General features: G+C 51.2%; 14 protein-coding genes and 1 pseudogene. 9 read left to right on the top strand and 6 right to left on the bottom strand.

Translation table 11 applies throughout. The features are described from left to right. The first annotated feature begins 104 nt into the window (after positions 1–104). The 5 genes from ACR0AW_RS20810 (at position 105) to ACR0AW_RS20790 (ending at position 6,700) form a co-directional block, all read left to right on the top strand. Positions 105–1,250, top strand: a complete 1,146-nt coding sequence (locus ACR0AW_RS20810) for a polysaccharide pyruvyl transferase family protein (RefSeq protein ID WP_170734212.1) — start codon at positions 105–107, stop codon at positions 1,248–1,250. 110 nt (positions 1,251–1,360) lie between these two features. Beyond that, complete coding sequence (locus ACR0AW_RS20805; RefSeq protein ID WP_170734211.1) at positions 1,361–2,482, top strand: Coenzyme F420 hydrogenase/dehydrogenase, beta subunit C-terminal domain; 1,122 nt, start codon at positions 1,361–1,363, stop codon at positions 2,480–2,482. A gap of 329 nt (positions 2,483–2,811) precedes the next feature. Next, positions 2,812–3,489 (top strand): sugar transferase, encoded by a 678-nt coding sequence (locus ACR0AW_RS20800; protein ID WP_170734210.1) that lies wholly within the window; start codon positions 2,812–2,814, stop codon positions 3,487–3,489. Between the two features lie 71 nt (positions 3,490–3,560). Continuing rightward, complete coding sequence (locus ACR0AW_RS20795) at positions 3,561–5,993, top strand: tetratricopeptide repeat protein (protein ID WP_170734209.1); 2,433 nt, start codon at positions 3,561–3,563, stop codon at positions 5,991–5,993. Positions 5,994–6,109: 116 nt separating this feature from the next. Continuing rightward, the gene (locus ACR0AW_RS20790) at positions 6,110–6,700 is read left to right on the top strand and encodes a polysaccharide biosynthesis/export family protein (protein ID WP_170734208.1); all 591 of its coding nucleotides are present in this window, start codon (positions 6,110–6,112) and stop codon (positions 6,698–6,700) included. A 62-nt stretch (positions 6,701–6,762) separates the two neighbouring features. Here the strand turns inward: ACR0AW_RS20790 and rfbA are convergent, their stop codons facing one another. From rfbA to rfbC, 4 genes are read right to left on the bottom strand one after another with little or no spacing between them, the layout of a single operon-like run. Further along, on the bottom strand, positions 6,763–7,635 hold the full coding sequence (rfbA, locus tag ACR0AW_RS20785) for a glucose-1-phosphate thymidylyltransferase RfbA (protein ID WP_170734207.1): 873 nt from the start codon (positions 7,633–7,635) through the stop codon (positions 6,763–6,765). Continuing rightward, positions 7,635–8,480, bottom strand: coding sequence for a dTDP-4-dehydrorhamnose reductase (rfbD, locus tag ACR0AW_RS20780; protein ID WP_170734206.1), 846 nt, complete (start codon positions 8,478–8,480; stop codon positions 7,635–7,637). The genes rfbA and rfbD overlap by 1 nt, the downstream gene beginning before the upstream one ends. Next, the gene (gene rfbB / locus ACR0AW_RS20775; protein ID WP_170734205.1) at positions 8,477–9,517 is read right to left on the bottom strand and encodes a dTDP-glucose 4,6-dehydratase; all 1,041 of its coding nucleotides are present in this window, start codon (positions 9,515–9,517) and stop codon (positions 8,477–8,479) included. The genes rfbD and rfbB overlap by 4 nt, the downstream gene beginning before the upstream one ends. Next, entirely contained in the window at positions 9,514–10,074 is a 561-nt protein-coding gene (rfbC, locus tag ACR0AW_RS20770; protein WP_170734204.1) for a dTDP-4-dehydrorhamnose 3,5-epimerase, read from the bottom strand. Before rfbC ends, rfbB begins: the two co-directional genes overlap by 4 nt. 318 nt (positions 10,075–10,392) lie before the next feature. On the opposite strand from rfbC, the gene ACR0AW_RS20765 reads away from it, so the two are divergent. From ACR0AW_RS20765 to ACR0AW_RS20750, 4 genes are all read left to right on the top strand, one after another. Further along, complete coding sequence (locus ACR0AW_RS20765) at positions 10,393–11,787, top strand: porin family protein (RefSeq protein WP_170734203.1); 1,395 nt, start codon at positions 10,393–10,395, stop codon at positions 11,785–11,787. A gap of 208 nt (positions 11,788–11,995) precedes the next feature. Beyond that, positions 11,996–13,498, top strand: coding sequence for a VPLPA-CTERM-specific exosortase XrtD (xrtD, locus tag ACR0AW_RS20760; protein ID WP_480444289.1), 1,503 nt, complete (start codon positions 11,996–11,998; stop codon positions 13,496–13,498). A 138-nt stretch (positions 13,499–13,636) separates the two neighbouring features. Next, the gene (gene asnB / locus ACR0AW_RS20755) at positions 13,637–15,598 is read left to right on the top strand and encodes an asparagine synthase (glutamine-hydrolyzing) (RefSeq protein ID WP_170734201.1); all 1,962 of its coding nucleotides are present in this window, start codon (positions 13,637–13,639) and stop codon (positions 15,596–15,598) included. 3 nt (positions 15,599–15,601) lie between these two features. Further along, positions 15,602–16,498, top strand: a complete 897-nt coding sequence (locus ACR0AW_RS20750) for a glycosyltransferase family 2 protein (RefSeq protein ID WP_480439588.1) — start codon at positions 15,602–15,604, stop codon at positions 16,496–16,498. A 58-nt stretch (positions 16,499–16,556) separates the two neighbouring features. Here the strand turns inward: ACR0AW_RS20750 and ACR0AW_RS20745 are convergent. Beyond that, positions 16,557–17,064: pseudogene (locus ACR0AW_RS20745) on the bottom strand (transposase). Between the two features lie 188 nt (positions 17,065–17,252). After that, on the bottom strand, positions 17,253–18,308 hold the full coding sequence (locus ACR0AW_RS20740; protein ID WP_170734200.1) for a ParB N-terminal domain-containing protein: 1,056 nt from the start codon (positions 18,306–18,308) through the stop codon (positions 17,253–17,255). Positions 18,309–18,312 lie beyond the last annotated feature (4 nt).

The following is an 18,312-nucleotide window of genomic DNA, read 5'->3' as shown; positions in this document are numbered from 1 at the left end:
ATATTCCCTTCGCTATATATCGACCGGCGGATTAACGCGTAAAAAATGGTATTAGTATGATGCATTCACACCGAACGGTCCGCATTGCCCTTGTTTGGCACTCAATGAATTCCAGCAATCTAGGGGTCGGAGCACTGACTCTAGCTAATATCGCCATCGTCGAAGAGGCTGCCAAGAACGCAGGAATCACACCAAAATTTTTAATCTTGGGCTGGTCAGATCCAAACCCCAACTACCTGAAGATGGACAATGTCGAGATTGTGGGGCTGCGACTAAAAGACTTCATTAAGCCCGTTGGTGGTTTGTACAGCCATCTGCGCACTTGCGACGTCGTTTTAGATATTGGTGCTGGTGACAGTTTTACCGATATTTATGGACCGAAACGCTTTGGAACGATTATTGCGTCTAAGTTCCTAACTCTACTAGCAAAGCGACCGCTTATATTGAGCCCACAAACGATTGGCCCTTTTCAGAAAGAGTGGATTAAGAAACTCTCTCTCATGGCAATAAAAGGAGCAGACATTGTATCCAGCCGAGATGACCTATCCACTCAATTCTTAAAGAATATCGGTTTTGAAAAAAAAATTATCGAGGCAAGCGATGTCGCTCTTCGGCTGCCATTCAATTCCAATAATTCAGAAAAATTAGATAACAATGCCAACCAAAAAATAAAAATTGGCCTCAATGTTTCCGGATTGCTTTTCAATGGCGGCTATTCTCGGAAAAATATGTTTGGCCTGCACAGCTCCTATGCCAATAGCATACGCGCTCTGATACGATGGTTATCAGAAAACCCGATGTACGATGTACATCTGGTTCCGCATGTCATATCGAATGATTCAGAAGTGGAAGACGATTTCAGGGTCAATCAAGTGCTTTCGACTGAATTCCCGAACATCACGCTAGCGCCAAAATTTACAAATCCAAGCGATGCCAAATCTTACATTTCTGGAATGGACTTCTTTGCCGGTGCCCGCATGCATGCGTGCATCGCAGCATTCTCTTCTGGTGTCCCGGTTTTCCCCATGGCCTACAGTCGAAAATTTGCAGGCCTGTTCTCGTCCATGGGGTATGATACCATTGCGGATTGCACAGAAGACAGCACTGAAGAAATTGTTACCAAATTTCGAGATGCCCTCGAAAATAGAGAGGCACTGCGCCAACAAACAGAAACCTCTCTTAAGCAGGGTTTAGAGCGCCTCAAAACCTACGAACTCGCTGTTACTGATTGCCTTCGTGGTTTGCGTTAATGCCTTCAAAAAACGGACACGTGACATCCCCTACACTCGATATAATAGATAGAGGGAAGCTCTGTGCAGGATGTGGCGCTTGCGTTGCATTGGCTCCAGGGGCATTAGAAATGTCACTTTCTCCAGACGGTTTCCTTCGCCCCGTTCAAAAAGAACCACTTACTAACAAGCAGGAAGAAGCCGTCGCCGCGGTTTGCCCAGGCTTGGGCTACAACCAAGCCCTTCATCCAAGCACCCACCACAAACTATGGGGTCCAACGACCGGAGTGTACCAGGGTTATGCAAATGACGCCTATTTGCGTCATCAAGCCTCGTCCGGAGGGGGACTGTCAGCTCTTTTGGTTCACCTCGTAGAAACCGGAGCTATAGATTCTGTTTTGCAAACTACAGAGGATTCTAAATTACCTATTGGCAACAGAACTGCTCTAAATGCAGATGCAGTCGCGATATCTAAAGCCGCAGGATCGAGGTATGCGCCTTCAGCACCGTTGGAAAAAATCCAGGAATGTATTGAAAGCGGCGGCAGGTACGCATTTGTTGGGAAGCCTTGCGATGTTGCAGCACTTCGATCGATGGAAAATATAGATCCGAGAATAACGGAGTGTTTTCCATATATGCTGTCATTCTTTTGCGCAGGTGTGCCAAGCCTTTCCGGTGCCCGGGGAATTCTATCTGCTTTGGAAGTCGAAGAGGAGAATGTCGCTTCCTTCCGTTATCGAGGCAATGGATGGCCCGGTTTTGCCACAGCGACGTGCCGTGATGGCAGCCAAAAGCAAATGAGTTATGCAAATAGCTGGGGCGGAATATTGTCCAAACACATTCAACTCAGATGCAAACTGTGCCCAGACGGCACTGGAGGTCTTGCTGACATTGTTTGTGCCGACGCTTGGGAGACAGACGACAAAGGGTATCCTCTGTTTGAAGAGCGAGATGGCATCAGCCTGATAATCAGCCGAACAGAGAAAGGAGAGGCACTAATAAGAGAGGCTGCATACAAAAAACGCATCACGCTCTCCGAATTTGACATCTCCGCACTTGAGCGCATCCAACCAGGTCAAACACAAAAGCGACGCTATGCATTTAGCCGTATTCTCGCTCTTCGTATCTTAAGACGGCCTTGGCCACGTTTCGCAGGGTTCAATCTCGCATACAACGCCGCCAGCGCGGGTGTTTGGCCAAACTTAAAGAACATGTTGGGCATTTTCCGTCGTGCGCTAGGTGGCAAGCTCTGAAGTCTCTATCAGAAACAACAATAAAGACGAATTCAGCCTGATTGTTGTGCAAAGTAGGGGGGACACGAACATAAACGCACCGCATATTCGATGTAACTACTTACATAACTTGAATAACTTCTCTGAAGACGCCCCAAAAAACTAGAAATTTCGATTGAAATATGGCGAGAATCAGATAAAAATTTGCTATAGTTAAGAAACGATGGCTGCATTCTGAAACAGAAGCAGTGTAGTTCTGCGGCCACTCGAAAGAGTGTTATGTGGCCCGAGGTGTAATGAGTAGGCAGATCACAATTTTGTGGTCGTGTTATTGCCGGAGTGTGTTGATTATGACGTTTTACGTTAAGGGTGTGGATAGAGTTGATCAGAACACACCGAACTATCCAGTAGCATCGCAAGAGACTTTTTATTCCCTCGCGGGTAAGCGTGTTTTCGATTTTCTTTTTGTTATCCTCACAGCACCGTTTTCACTGTTTCTGATTGCCGTCATGGCTCTATTGGTGATGCGCGACGGAGGTAATCCATTCTATATACAGGAGCGTGTTGGCCGCGGCGGAAAGACGTTCCGCATGTTCAAGATTAGAACCATGGTTGCAGATGCCGACAGAAGGCTTGGAAAGTATTTAGCCGAGAATCCCGAGGCGCGCGTAGAATGGGAAAGAGATCAAAAACTAAAATGTGATCCTCGTATTACACCGTTTGGAAAGCTTCTGCGCCAAACCTCCCTGGATGAATTGCCCCAGCTCTGGAATGTACTTAAGGGCGACATGTCCATTGTCGGACCGCGCCCGATGATGCTCGATCAGAAATCACTCTATCCAGGTCAGGCCTATTTCCGTCTGGATCCGGGGATTACAGGACCATGGCAAGTCTCTGACCGCAACATGACTAGTTTTGCGGCGCGGGCAAAATATGACGCGCGCTATTTGGCGGAAATGTCTCTCGCGAAAGATCTTTCCATCCTGATACGCACAGTAGGTGTTGTTGTGCGATGTACCGGGCATTGAGGCCAATCAATCCTTCTTGACTGACTTTCAATGAAACTGCACCGTAGCTCAGGGGCAACAGGAAAGCGAGCATGATACAACAGATTGTCAGGGGCGCTTCTTTAGGGGCGGCCCTTTTTCTTTTAACTGCCTGTGATTCAGCTGAAGAGCGGGCAGAAAAGCATTATCAAGCTGCTCTGGAGTATCTGGAAAACGGCGATCTCGCCAGGGCTACTGTAGAATTCCGCAATGTATTCAAGCTAAATGATAAACATAAAGAGGCACGGCTTGCTTATGCAAAAATGCACCGCGAATCTGGCGACATATCTAAAGCTTACAGCCAGTATCTACGCTTGGTGGAGCAATACCCCAACAATCTAGAAGGTCGGCGCGCTTTGGCGCAGATGGCAACATTGGACCAAGATTGGAACGAGGTCGAGCGGCACATTAAAGTGGCCGCTGAGCAAGCTCCACAAGACCCAATTGTTCGGGCTGTGCTAACCAGCATAGCTTATCGCGATGCCATCGCAGCAGACGACAAAGCAGCGATACTAGCCGCTGCAAAACAAGGGCTGGCACTAACAGTCGAAGCCCCTGACTTAGTGATCCCCCATTTCATTGTTATAAATGAAAGAATTAGGGGAAAGGACTGGTCTGCCGCGTTGAATGCGCTGGACGCAGCCATCACCGTATCCCCTGACACGAGAGGTTTTTATAATTTACGTCTAGGTGTTCTAGATAGGCTTAATAGAACTGATGAAATTGGTTGGACTCTTGAGGAAATGGTGCGCCAATTTCCCGCCGATGATGAGATTCAGGAGAGCCTTGTCGATTGGTACATGTCACATGGTAATTTAGCAGCCGTAGAAGAATTTCTACGTAAACGTATCGACTCACAAGAAGATGGCACGAAAAGCCGGATGGCTTTGTTACGCTTTCTTTCGTCGAGCCAAGGTCCTGAAGCTGCCATAGAAGAAGTGGACAAAATGCTTGCCCAAGATTTGCCTCGGGAGCCGCTTTACCAAGCACTACGCGCAGGCCAACTGATGGAAGCGGGCAAGCCTGAAGCGGCGATTGCCGATCTGCAAGCCTTTATCAACCAATCAGAACCATCGGCGGATTTGAACGATGCAAAGATCGTACTGACGCATATGCTGCTTGCAACGGGTAGCCCGGTCGAGGCTTACCCTCTTGTGGAAGAGGTGCTGACAGAAGACCCGGGCCATGTCGAAGCCATTAAGATCCAGGCAAGCCAACTGATTGAAGAGGACCGTGCAGGCGATGCCATCATCATATTGCGCACAGCGCTACGCGACAGCCCCAGAGACCCAAAAATAATGACATTGCTAGCTCGGGCGCACGAACGCGACGGCAATCGGAATCTGATGGCAGATATGATGTCTCTGGCCGTCGAAGCGTCGAATAGTGCTCCTGACGAAGCCAAAAGTTATGCAGAATTCTTGGCCAGTGAAGGACAGCACGACCTCGCAGTCAGTGTGTTGAACGATGCGTTAACACGTCAGCCGAACAATATTCAACTGCTGACTCTACTTGGACATTTTCATATTCATCAAGAAGATTGGAAACGAGCACAATCCGTCATTAACACACTGGAAGCTTTAGGTGAGACGGGTCGGCAACCAGCTCAGGTTATGACTGCCAACCTAATTAGCGCCCGAGGTCAGAACGACACCCTGCTAAGTTATCTAGGAGAGATCGCAGACGGAGAGAACAGCCGGGACTATGTAAGTGAGATTGGAATAGTAAGCACGCACGTAGACAACGGAGATCTTAACTCTGCACGAGAGTATCTGGAAAACGCATTGGAGGCATCCCCATCGGATTTCATGCTCCGTTTCCTTCAAGCCTCAATTTTGGCAGGCCTCGGAGAGCAGGACCAAGCCGTCGCTCTATATCGCGCGCTGCTCAAAGAAAGACCATATAGCGAGCGCACTTGGGTGGCTCTCTATGTACTGCTGTCCAACACTAATCCGGAACAATCGACCGAAGTTTTGGAACAGGCAATTGAGGCCTTGCCCGAAAGTACGGATTTAAGATGGTTGCAAGCCGGCTTGTTAGAAACAGAAGGCGACATTGAAGGCGCAATAGAAGTTTACAAAAGCCTATATGCGGCAGATAGCAATTCGGAGATTGTCGCCAACAATCTAGCTAGCCTGCTCGCCAGCTATAGTGATGATGCGGAAAGCTTGGACCAAGCCTATCGCATTGCCAGACGCTTGCAAAACAGTACGGTTCCACATTTCAACGATACATATGGCTGGATCGCCTATAGGCGAGGCGACTACGAGGCAGCTTTGAAACATCTGCAATTCGCGGCCCGTCAACTGCCCGAGGAAGCCACCGTTCTGTATCATTTGGGGGTAACCTATGCCGCGCTCGGTCGCAACACAGAGGCGCTGACTACCTTTGAACAGATCGCCGGGTTGCAAATGTCCAGCGATCTTGCCCGGCAAGTGCAGGATGCGATGGCAGCTTTGCCGACCCCAACTCAGGACGGTAACTGATTCAGAAGGCGGAACAATTTCACCACAACACCAACTCGACGCGCAACGGATGTCTTACATGGACTCATCATCCGCGCTAGGCTCAATAAGAAATTCAGTTTTCGAGGACACATAAGATGCTAAGAATATTGATCGGCCTTCTCAGCTTGATCCTGTCCGCAACTGTCACGCAAGCACAGAGCGGGTATCAAGTGACCCCCGGCGACACACTGCGAATCGAGGTTTTAGAGGATCCCGGCCTCAACCGGAATGTTCTGGTGTTGCCCGACGGTTCCTTCAACTTTCCGTTCGTTGGAGCCGTTCGAGCAGGCGGTCGATCTGTTGCCGCTATCCGCGGTGACCTGACTTCCAACCTTTCCTCGCAGTTCCAGTCTCCCCCCAATGTCTATGTCGCTGTTGCGGCAAGAGCGTTACCCACGTTTTCCGGCGCGGTCACCAATCCAGATACGGATGAAATTTATGTAATGGGAGAAGTCAACGCACCCGGTCTGATCGACGCGAGACCGGGTACGACACTGTTGCAGGCCCTGGCACAAGCGGGCGGCCTAACCAGATTTGCCGCAGCCAAACGCATCCAGTTGCGCCGAAACAATCAGGTCATGAATTACGATTTCCATCGCACCGGCAAAAAGCCCAGCATCGCGGGCAACACCGTCCTGAATCCCGGTGATGTAATCGTCGTTCCGCAACGACGCCTGTTCGAATAAACACGCTGATTCTCGGGGTTTGCCGCATGTTGCAAACAAGCACAGAGGCAAACTCCGCTACCTTATTTTAGCAACCGGGTCAGGTATTCCCCATAGCCATTCTTGGTAAATTTTTCTGCCTGTTGGGCCAACTCGCTTGAATTGATCCACCCTTTTTGAAAGGCGACCTCTTCGGGGCAGCCAGTCTGCAACCCCTGCCGTTCCTCCAGGGTGCGCACGAAATTTCCCGCATCCAGCAGCGAGGCATGGGTGCCCGTATCCAACCAGGCATATCCACGCCCCATCGTTTCAACCTGCAGCGCACCCTCTTCCAGATAAGATTGCAGCAGATCAGTAATCTCCAGTTCGCCTCGTGGCGAAGGCTTCACTGCCCGTGCACGCTCGGAAGCCGTGGCATCCAGGAAGTAGAGTCCCGTCACCGCATATTTTGAAGGCGGCATCTTCGGCTTTTCAACGATCTCGCGCGCCCGGCCTGCATCGTCGAAGGCCACCACGCCATAGCGCTCGGGATCGGCCACGTGATAGCCAAACACCGTCCCCCCTGAGGATTTGGCGTCTGCGGCAGCCATCAGTTTTGGCAGCCCGTGGCCAAAAAAGATGTTATCGCCGAGGATCATCGCCGATGGCACGCCAGCCAGAAACGCCTCGGCCAGAATATAGGCCTGCGCCAGCCCGTCGGGGCTAGGCTGTACCAGATAGCTGAGCATTACGCCCCACTGCGATCCGTCCCCCAGCGTGCGCTGAAACTGCTCCTGATCCTGCGGTGTGGTGATGATGCAGATCTCGCGGATACCGGCCAGCATCAACACGCTGAGCGGGTAATAAATCATCGGCTTGTCATAGATCGGCAGCAATTGCTTCGACAGACCCATGGTGATCGGATAAAGCCGCGTCCCGCTGCCGCCCGCCAGGATGATCCCTTTGCGCTGTGTCATCAGATCTCTCCCAAATCCTTCAGAATATCTTTCAAACCCTGCCGCCAGTCGGGGCGGGAAATGCTGAAAACAGTCTCTAATGTTGTGCAATCCAGCCGTGAATTCAGCGGTCGTCTGGCCGGGGTCGGATAATCCGAACTGGGAATATCCGCGACGTCACAGGTGATGCCCGACTGCGCAAAGATTTCACGCGCGAACCCGGCCCAGCTGACATCTGGAGCGCCTGCGAAATGGTAAGCTCCGGTTTTGCCCGGATCAGCGGCAAGCTGCCCGGCAATCTCCATGCAGGCCGCCGCAATGGCGCGCGCCGGGGTTGGCCCGCCTATCTGATCGGCAACGATGGTCAGCCGGTCACGTTCCTTGCCCAGCCTAAGCATAGTCTTGACGAAATTCGCACCTTGCGCCGAGACCACCCAGGAGGTCCGCAGGATCGCATAACACCCCCCTGCCCCGCTCACTGCCTGTTCGCCTTTCAGCTTCGACCGCCCATACGCCCCAAGCGGGTCGGTGGCGCTTTTCGGTGTCCAAGGCGTATCTCCACCACCATCGAACACGTAATCAGTTGAAATCTGAACTAGGGGCACCCCCAGATCGGCACAGGCCTGCGCCATTGCGCCCGGCGCATCGCCATTGATGACCGTGGCCAGTGCCTCCTCGTCCTCGGCGCGGTCCACGGCGGTATAGGCGGCGGCATTGATCACCGCCTTTGGGTTTCGTTCGCAGATGGCCTGGGCGCATGCTTCAGGGTCCGACAGTTCAGCCCCGGCCCGGTCCAGACAGACTACATCCCCATATGCCGCCAGTTCCCGTGCCACCTGACCGGTCCGGCCGAAGACAAGGATCACGCCTTTACCCCCAGCCGTTCACCCACGCCCTGCCGATCTTGCAGGGCCCGCCACCAGCTTTCATTGTCCAGATACCACTGCACCGTCTTTTCCAACCCTTCCTCCAACGTGACCGAGGGGCGCCAGCCCAGCTCATCACGGATACGGGTCGGGTCGATGGCATAGCGCAGATCGTGACCCGGGCGATCGGAAACAAAGCTAATTTGCTCGGAATAGGGTCTGTTTCGCGGACATTTTTTGTCAAGAATAGCACAGATCATGCGGACCAGATCGATGTTGCAGGCTTCGTTCTCACCACCGATATTGTAGGACTGCCCTACCCTGCCCTTCTGCAGTACGGTCAGCAGCGCGTCGGCGTGGTCCTCGACATACAGCCAGTCGCGCACATTCTCACCCTTGCCGTAGACCGGGATCGGTTTGCCCGCCAAGGCGTTCAGGATCACCACAGGGATGAGTTTCTCGGGGAAATGAAACGGCCCGTAATTGTTCGAGCAATTGGACAGCACCACCGGCAACCCATAGGTCTCGTGCCAGGCGCGGACCAGATGGTCGCTGGCCGCTTTCGAGGCCGAATAGGGCGAGCGCGGATCGTAAGGCGTTTCTTCAGTGAACGCACCGCTTTCGCCAAGCGAGCCGAACACCTCGTCGGTCGAGATGTGGTGAAAGCGGAAGCCGTCGGGCCGGTTCTGCGCCTGCCAGTAGGCGCGCGCGGCTTCGAGCAATGTATAGGTGCCGGTGATATTGGTCTCGATAAAGGTTCCGGGCCCGTCGATCGAACGGTCCACATGGGATTCCGCCGCCAGGTGCATCACGGCGTCCGGGCTATGGTCCGCAAAGACCCTATCAATCGCCGCACGGTCACGAATATCAGCCTCTACAAAGGCATAATCGGGCGAATTGCCCACGCTCGCCACATTGTCGAGACAGGCTGCATAGGTCAGCGCGTCCAGATTGATCACCTGATGCCCTGCGGCAATGGCCTGCCGGACCACAGCCGATCCGATGAACCCGGCCCCGCCGGTCACAAGGATTTTCACGCCGCGCCCTCCCATACAAAAGGACTGTCGAAGTTGGCCAGCGCCGGAGCGGCAGCGTCTTTTTTAGACAGGACCGGATCGCCTGTCAGCCCCCAATCGATGCCACAACTGTCCCACCGTACAGCGCCATCGCAATCAGGCGCATAATAGTCGGTACACTTGTAGCAGATTTCGGTGTTGGGTTCGCGCGTGACGAACCCGTGCAGGAAACCTTTTGGTACTAAAAGTTGGCGCCCATTCTCAGCCGACAATTCAACTCCAAACCATTGCCCGAAAGTAGGTGATCCCTTGCGGATATCGACGACGACATCAAACAAACGCCCACGTCCGCAGCGCACCAGCTTGTCTTGTGCGTGAGGTGGTGCCTGAAAATGCAGGCCGCGGACCGTCCCCGAAGTGACAGAGAGCGAAAGATTGTCTTGCACGAATTCCAGGTCAACCCCATGTTCGGATAAGACCTTGCGGTTCCAACTTTCACTAAAGAAACCTCGCGTGTCCCCGAAACGGCTAGGACAAAGAATACGCACGCCTGACAAATGCGTGTCTTCTATTTTCATCTAACTCCTCACAGCTCAAACGCCTCATAGAGGTGCTTCTTTGAAATTCACTTGATATCTATTTGGACCTGTAGGCACTCTGAAGCGATATTATTCAAAATAGTAGCAATTTTCTTGAGATTCCGCCCATCCTTCTGGATAGAGCTCTGCACACGCAATTCCTCCTAAGCGCCAATCAACAATATAACGTCTCTACGGTTATTGTGGCTTTAACGTTACGCCCGGAAAGACAGGCGCTGTTACCGCACGCTTCTTGAATGATTTCACACAGCAACAGCGTTAGTGAATATATAAATAGAATAAACGGAAGATATCCGAATGAGGATGAGCAGCAAAAGGGCGACCGGTATTTTCTTGGCGCTCTGCATCGTTACTGCAGCCCAACCCGCGACGCCTCAAGAGACTGAAGCAAGCGGGATAACCCAAAGCTTCGGCATTTCTTCGTCTCTGCGGGCTAACGACAACTTCGGACTGGACGAGCCGTCACCGGGAACCACTACACTGTGGGACAATACCGTAACCTATGATCTGCTGAAAGAAACAACTCTGGATCGGCTGTCACTTGGCCTCAGCGGCATTTTTCGATTTTCTGATACCCCCCAACAAGCCAGTGGATTCGAATTCGACGCACCTTCTGCAGCATTCAACTATGGTCGTTTCGGAGCCAACAGTCTGCTTGATTTAAATTTGGATTACAGTGAGATTGACCTGAACTTTGAAGACCCTCTGAGACGCATTGACGAAGATTTCGATAATACGGATGATGAACTCATTCGGGACGATGGGACCCGGAAAGCAACCCGCGCAGGATTGGAATTTGAAACAGGGGTGAACGATCCTTTTGGTGTTGGCCTATCTTCAAATTATTCACGCATCGATTATGACGACACGACTGATCCTGATCTTTTTGACCGCGAGACTACTTTTAATGAGGTGTTTGGACGCTTTAGGTTTTCGCCGGTACTGGAAGGTCGGCTAATCTTTGCACAAGAGGACTATGAAGCAGAGGATACAGAAGGCACAGATCGCACCAGCAGGTTCACCGACTTTTCGCTGACATATGATATTGATCCAACGACTGCGCTTGAGGCTACGATTGGTTACACCGACATTGATGAAACCTTAGAGTTCGGGCCGGACATACGTGAAAGCGGAGTGGTCGGAAGTCTAGGGCTGCTTCGCGAACTGCCCAATGGCAGCGCCGGGGTCGAGTTTGGGTCGAATCTAAGTATCAATGGACGCCGCAACACAATCCTGTTCGCGCGCGATCTTGAATTGCCACTAGGTGAGCTTGAGACAAGCCTGGGATTTACACGTGGACCGCTGGGCGATACCAACCCAATCGGCAGCGTCCTATATGTTCACGAACGGTCGCGTACCAGATTAACCGTTGGATTTGATCGCAGTTATCGTACCAATGACCGTAGCGAGGAAACCCGTCGCACCCGCGCCTTTCTGGGCTACGAAGTCGCCATCAATCCGCTTTCCCTCATGACCTTCAATCTTGACTATGCCAGCGTTTCCTCAATTGGAATTGGCAGCGCGGAAAACAACCAGATCGGAACATTCCGCACTGCATATGTACGTGAGATTACCGAAGATTGGGATCTTTCAGTTGGCTATGAATATATAGACTACGAATCCGAAAGCGATCCTCGCACACAGTCGAACGAGGTTTTCTTCACACTTTCGCGGACCTTCACAACCCGTTGACAACGAGAAGACTCGCTTTCCCAGCGGCTCGAACCTATGATGCTCTCCAGCAGAGCCGGAGTATCCTCGTTTCCTAGTGGCTTTAGTATTGGTTTGAAAACGGCTAGTTTATATGCCTAACGCACGCGATTTTGACTCATACTCATATGGCCTACCCACGATAAACCCAGCGGGGTTGGCCTGGTTCTTATTGCTTATGGTGGGGTCTGTGCCGATTTTTTGGATCGGCCTTGTCTCACTGGTTCAGGCTTGGTCGACACCAGAGTATAGCCACGGCCCCCTGATCCCGGTCATCTCGTTGTATCTTTTCCTCCGAGAAATGCGTCAACTGCCACCACCCGACCCGCATGTGACGGATCGCTGGCCTGGAATAATCATCGTGTTTGCCGCTTTAATGTTGGCGGTCTTCGGAAATCTAACCCGCATTCCCGACATCGTAACCTATGCAATGATCATCTGGATCGGAGGGGTGGTGTTGAGCATCTTTGGCTGGAAACGCGGATGGCATCATCAATTGCCCGTGGTGCATCTAGTGTTCATGCTGCCTTTACCACAGTTTCTGTATTGGAAATTAACAATTTTTCTTCAGTGGGTATCCTCCGTAATAGGTGTCTGGCTGGTCGATTTAGCAGGTGTAACCGTCTTTCTGGAGGGGAACATAATTGATCTGGGAGTCTACAAGCTACAAGTTGCTGAGGCCTGTTCTGGGTTACGTTATTTGTTTCCAATCCTCAGTTTTTCCTATCTGTTCGCGCTGCTCTATCGTGGCCCCCTTTGGCATAAGTTAGTCTTACTTTTGTCGGCTGTCCCTCTGACCATATTAATGAACTCGGTCAGGATAGGAATTATCGGAATTCTTGTGGACAGTTATGGTATCGCGGCTGCAGAAGGCTTCTTACACTTTTTTGAAGGCTGGGTGATTTTTCTTATCTGCATAGCAATTCTATTTACCATGGCAATTGCATTGCAGCGCCTCTCTCCAAATCCAAAACCACTTGCCGAAGCAATAGACTTAGACACACATGGTTTTGTCCCGATCCTGGCTGAAATTCTTTCGATCCGCCCCTCACGTGCATTGGCAGTTGCAACGCTTTTGACAGTGACTGTTTCAGCAGCCTGGGCCTTGCAGCCCACCTCTGACATCCGACAGATTGATCGTGAACCGTTTGCCCTTTTCCCACAGCAGTTTGATGACTGGTCCGGGTCGAGCGTTCGATTGGAGCCCGAAGTTGAGAAATCCCTGGATGCGACCGAATACCTAAATGTGCTATACACTCGATCTGGAGAACCAGATTACGTCAACATGTTCGTAGCGTTCTATGATAAGCAAACTGAAGGATCTTACATTCATTCCCCGGAAGTGTGCCTGCCGGCCGACGGCTGGGAAATCTTCAGCCTTAACACTATTGAAATAAATCCAGATGTCGAAGGGTATGGTACTTTCGATGTGATCCGCGCAGTTATTCAGAAAGGTTCAAACCAGCAACTCGTATATTATTGGTTCGAACAGCGCGGAAAACGTCAGACCAATGATTTTCAGGTTAAAATGGGCGTTGTCATGGACAGTATCATGATGGGCCGCACGGACGGTGCGCTGGTCCGCTACATTACTCCGATTGCTCCAGACGAAACCGAAGCCGACGCGGATGAACGGCTGATCGAATTTATATCCAAAAGCTTAGACAACTTGGAGCGCTTTGTGCCTATGTAGTGCCTCGTATTACGTAACCACTGCCGGCTGATGTCGGTAGGATCAGCGATGTGGTTTTCGAGGTGTTGCGACACGATATTTTCGGTGATTACGCCATTGGTGTTTGAGAAATACCCCCGGCGCCAATACGTTCTGACGATGTTTGGCTTGTCTACTTTCTATATGAAACAGTTTCATTTACTTATAGTTAGTAAGAATTTTAAGGCCTGTATTTACGAGGGATTCAGCATGTGTGGCATTGTAGGATGGGTTAACGCGCCAGCTGATAAGATTGTCCTTCAAAAAATGGCGGACACAATTTCGCATCGCGGCCCAGACGGAGCAGGATTTTCGTTTTTGGACCTATCAAACGAAAATGTTGCGGCCTTTGGGCACCGCCGCCTCTCGATTATCGATCTGTCAGGCGGGGATCAGCCAATGACCAGCCATGATGGTCGGTTCACCATCATCTTCAACGGTGAAATATATAACTACCTTGAGCTGCAAGCTGAACTCCGCGAAAAGGGAGCAATCTTTCAAACAAATTCCGACACCGAGGTCATACTGGAAGCTTGGCGCCACTGGGGCGCAGATAGTTTGCCGCGGTTGCGGGGAATGTTTGCATTCGCCTTATATGACCTGACTGATCGTTCCGTAGTACTAGCTCGGGATCCCTTCGGAAAAAAGCCGCTATTTCTCTATAAATTCACCACTCCGGATGGTGCGGGTCTGCTTTTTGCTTCGGAAATTTCCAGCTTCCGACAGCATCCGCGATTCGAGACATCCCTAGATGTCGATTCAATTTACGAATACCTCTGCCAACGCTATGTCTCTGCGCCCAAAACATTTTTTCGGGGTATACAAAAGCTACGCCCCGGCAGTTTACTTTCCTGGAGGAGCGGCCGCATACAAGAAGATCGTTATTGGATTCCGCCTGAAGAGAGGGGAGTTAGTGAGTTTGCTGAGCCCGAGAACCCGGTAGAAGATTTTCTGAACGTTTTTGATGAAGCTGTCCGCTTGCGGTTGCGCTCTGACGTTCCGGTCGGAGCCTTCTTATCTAGCGGATTGGATTCTTCGTCTATCGTGGCCACACTCGCACATCTGGGAACTCCAGAAATCAGAACTTTCTCAATTGGATTTGAAGGAGATAAGAACACAGAGCTTACCGCGGCTGCAGAAACCGCTCGACTGATAGGAACAAACCACACTTCTGTTGTACTGAAGTCCGATCAGATCATAGCGACATTGCCAGAGCTCAGTCGACACCGCGGCGCCCCCATGGCCGACAGCGCTGATTTTCCACTGTACATGATGTCTTTGGAGGCTGCGAAACATGTCAAAGTCGTGCTATCCGGGGAAGGTTCGGATGAGTTATTTGGCGGGTACCCGAAACACTTTGCCGAAGCACAGCTGAGCCGCTTCTTACCCACTTCTCTTTGGCCGCTTGCTTCTAAGGCCGTTCTTTCGACCACCTCTATCGCGCCACTACGAACCAAGCGTTTGCGCATAGCCGCTCGCGCTCTGAAAGAGCCTTGTTTTGAAAATAGAATGATACGCTGGTTCGGCATTATGTCAGACGAGGAGCGTCGCAAGCTGTGGAGAGGGCCAGAAAGTAATAGAACGAGAGATATAATACCGTTCACCGCAGCACCGGGGGCTTCCCCTCTACGACGTATGCTGCAGTTCGATCAAACCTCTTGGTTGCCAGATAATCTCTTGGAAAGAATGGACTCTATGACCATGGCCGCGTCAATTGAAGGAAGGGCGCCATTTATGGACATCCGCCTCGCAGAGTTTGCTACTTCTCTGCCAGAGAGTTGGCGTATCCAAGGGCGCACAACGAAACGCATCCTACGCACGGCAATGCAATCTCGGGTCCCAGATGCAGTACTTAAACGCCGTAAAATAGGTTTTCGGATGCCTGTTGACACCTGGTTCCGTGGAGAACTCAACCATCAGCTGACAGATCTGATTTCCTCTCAGGGTAGTGTAGCTTCGGACTATCTAGATAAGTCGCTGATAATTTCTCTGGCTGACGAGCATCGTACCGGAAAGGCCGACCACTCAAAAACCCTGTGGGCAATCTATGCACTTGAAACTTTCCTACAGGAGTTCTTTTGAGAAATGTTGATTTCTGTCATTATCCCACATTTCAACCAGCCACAGTATCTGGATGTGTGCTTGGATAATCTGCATAGGCAAATCAACTACAAATCAGATGTAGAAATCCTTGTCGTTGACAATGCCTCCAAGCATTTTCCGGAAGACGTATGCAGCAACTTCCCCGGAGTGAAACTCCACCTAGAAAATACTCCCGGCCCTGGCCCAGCCCGCAATCTCGGGGCCAAACATGCAAAGGGAGATATTCTAGCGTTTATCGACGCAGATTGTCATGCTGACCATAACTGGCTGTCTGCCATCGAAACTGCATTTGAGACGTCAGCTACTCAAGTTATTGGCGGCGATGTTCAGGTGAAATACGCAACACCTGGGTATCCTACTTTTTTGGAACCTTATGAAAGCATCTATTCCTATCGGAATAACGAGCATATTGCTGAAGGATTTTCTGGCACTGGCAATCTAGCTATGCGCTCTGAGGTCTTTAAAAAAGTTGGGCTCTTCGCTGGATTGGGGGTTGCCGAAGATCGGGATTGGGGATTGCGTGCAAAGGAGCTCGGCTATGGAGCAACTTATATTGAAAACATGATCGTTTTTCACCCCGCTCGCAGATCTTTCGCAGAACTGACCGGCAAATGGGACCGACATATTATCCACGACTATTTAGATTACTCCAAGGCTCCTCTCGGAAAGACACGTTGGCTATTGCGGGCTATTGCGATTGCCGGCTCCCCAGCAGGAGAATTAGGAACAGTCTTATCTTCAAAGCGTGTGGAAGGTGTGCAGGAAAGGGCGCTAGCCTTTATATGCCTAAGTAGAATTCGCCTCTATCGCGCGCGCAAAATGCTTCAGGTACTGGTGACACCAAAATCTCTGCATGTCGAAGGTGATTGGGGAAGGTAAACATATAAAATAGACCGGAACGCATTTGTATTAGAATTCCCAAAGATAGATTCTGGCCCTAGGTTCCAGCCGAAAATAGGACTGTAGCAGCGAGGGCTATAGCCGGGAGTAATACCTTTGGGCATGGATCATATCGGGTGGCGACGCGCCGCCAATCCTTCTGTCGTCCGCACATGATCTCGATGCGGTTTCTGCGTTTGCAGCGCCGCTTATCGCATCAGACAGGCTTGTCGCGAGATTTTCGATCTGGGATGCAGGGTCCAATTCTCCTGTCATTGAGGGCTTCGCGGAACCCGTCTGCGTCATAGCCACGATCTCCCAGTAGCCAGCCCGTTCATGATCCGAGCGAATACATCCATATCGCTCCATCGTTTCCAGCGATTGTACAGCGTCTTTGGCGGCCTATATTCACGCAGCGCATCGGATCAACGTAACCCATTGCAGTTGGTGGAAATAATCCCGCTCATTACGCGACGATCATCAACTCCCGGTTTGCCATATCTCTTTGGAAACTAAGGCTGAAGCCCCGCCATCTGCTCGTCGGTCAGCCAGAATAGGTTGCCTATGATATACCCCTGAAACTCACGGGCTTGAATCATTCAGCCGAGACGACGGCAACCAAATCAATAGGTCCAGAGCCTAGACTGAACGACGACAGACTGGATTCAGTACATTTCTTGGGAAGAGGGGCACGCGTAGGACGGTCAGCATGTACACCAAAATATGTTTCGCGCGCGAAACATCCAGAGCACCGTCAATGACTTCGCAACCAATCCTTTAACGCCTCAACAAACCGATCAGAAATTGCATCACCCACCAATTCTAAATGCCCCTGATCCGGTGTGAAACGCATTTCGATGCCATTTTCTGTATGAGTTATTATCTGCTCGCTTCGCTCGGACGTCGACCTAGCCTGGCGCATCCGAGAGTAAGAAGGCGGCTTGGGAGATATAGATGGTGCCTGCCGCTCAGCGAGTCCAGATAACAAGAGTTGGATTTCAGCCTCAGCACTGTCCCGAGGATTATCATTAAGCTTTGTTTTCAACGCTTTGACAAACCCCGGATCGTGAGTCATTTCGCGAACCAGCGCCAGCCCAAGTTTTTCGCTGATAGCGGAAGGAAAATATAATGACGTATCAAAGGCTTCCACCAATGTGATAAAGGAACCAATCTTGGACCGCTTAGATCGGGTCGCATTACCGAATAATCCTTGCAGCGCAGATCTTTGTGTGGAATAAACGCCCTCTTTTATTGCCCGCACTGCAATCCGTGCGCGCTCGTAGTGGCTTAGGTTCACCCGAATCTCGTTTTCCTCAACCATCGCCACGTAAGCATCCTGGGCGGTGTCTGGAGTGATCACTATCGCCTTTACATATGCAAACTTAGAATCCGAAGTTTCCTGATAAAGCATGCGTAGCGCCGTTAGACGGCGCCAGCCTGAAATCAAGCCATAGGTAAGTGCCCCCCCCTTTTTTGCATCTGGCAAAACGACAACCTCTATGGGCATTTGCTGCCCCCTGGCGCGCAAGCTGTCGACCAATGAAGCCATTTCTTCTTCGTTTTGCTCCAGACGGTCACGCACCAGATGACGCTCATCTATAGCCTCCAAAGGCAATAGCTCAATCATGCGCCCTTCCTTTCGAGCGCTTTGCAAGACCTGGGTAACTTCTTCAAGCGCGGCCACGGTTGACGCTTCTCCGGCGACCTGTGCGATAGGGGCCGCACTGGCCCCTAATGGTGCAGATTTCACCTCGGGCACCGCGTCCAAATAGCTCGGTTGGGCCGGGGTCAATCGCTTGCGTTTTGCCATCTCT

It is taken from the genome of Ruegeria sp. C5 (assembly GCF_056537605.1).
This window is presented reverse-complemented; position numbering and strand designations above follow the sequence as displayed.

Excerpts from the sequence above, each read along its gene's own strand:
- ACR0AW_RS20810 (WP_170734212.1), top strand. The coding sequence starts at position 105 with ATGAATTCCAGCAATCTAGGGGTCGGAGCACTGACTCTAGCTAATATC.
- ACR0AW_RS20805 (WP_170734211.1), top strand. The coding sequence starts at position 1,361 with ATGTCACTTTCTCCAGACGGTTTCCTTCGCCCCGTTCAAAAAGAACCA.
- ACR0AW_RS20800 (WP_170734210.1), top strand. The coding sequence starts at position 2,812 with ATGACGTTTTACGTTAAGGGTGTGGATAGAGTTGATCAGAACACACCG.
- ACR0AW_RS20795 (WP_170734209.1), top strand. The coding sequence starts at position 3,561 with ATGATACAACAGATTGTCAGGGGCGCTTCTTTAGGGGCGGCCCTTTTT.
- ACR0AW_RS20790 (WP_170734208.1), top strand. The coding sequence starts at position 6,110 with ATGCTAAGAATATTGATCGGCCTTCTCAGCTTGATCCTGTCCGCAACT.
- rfbA (WP_170734207.1), bottom strand. The coding sequence starts at position 7,635 with ATGACACAGCGCAAAGGGATCATCCTGGCGGGCGGCAGCGGGACGCGG.
- rfbC (WP_170734204.1), bottom strand. The coding sequence starts at position 10,074 with ATGAAAATAGAAGACACGCATTTGTCAGGCGTGCGTATTCTTTGTCCT.
- ACR0AW_RS20765 (WP_170734203.1), top strand. The coding sequence starts at position 10,393 with ATGAGGATGAGCAGCAAAAGGGCGACCGGTATTTTCTTGGCGCTCTGC.
- asnB (WP_170734201.1), top strand. The coding sequence starts at position 13,637 with ATGTTTGGCTTGTCTACTTTCTATATGAAACAGTTTCATTTACTTATA.
- ACR0AW_RS20750 (WP_480439588.1), top strand. The coding sequence starts at position 15,602 with ATGTTGATTTCTGTCATTATCCCACATTTCAACCAGCCACAGTATCTG.
- ACR0AW_RS20740 (WP_170734200.1), bottom strand. The coding sequence starts at position 18,308 with ATGGCAAAACGCAAGCGATTGACCCCGGCCCAACCGAGCTATTTGGAC.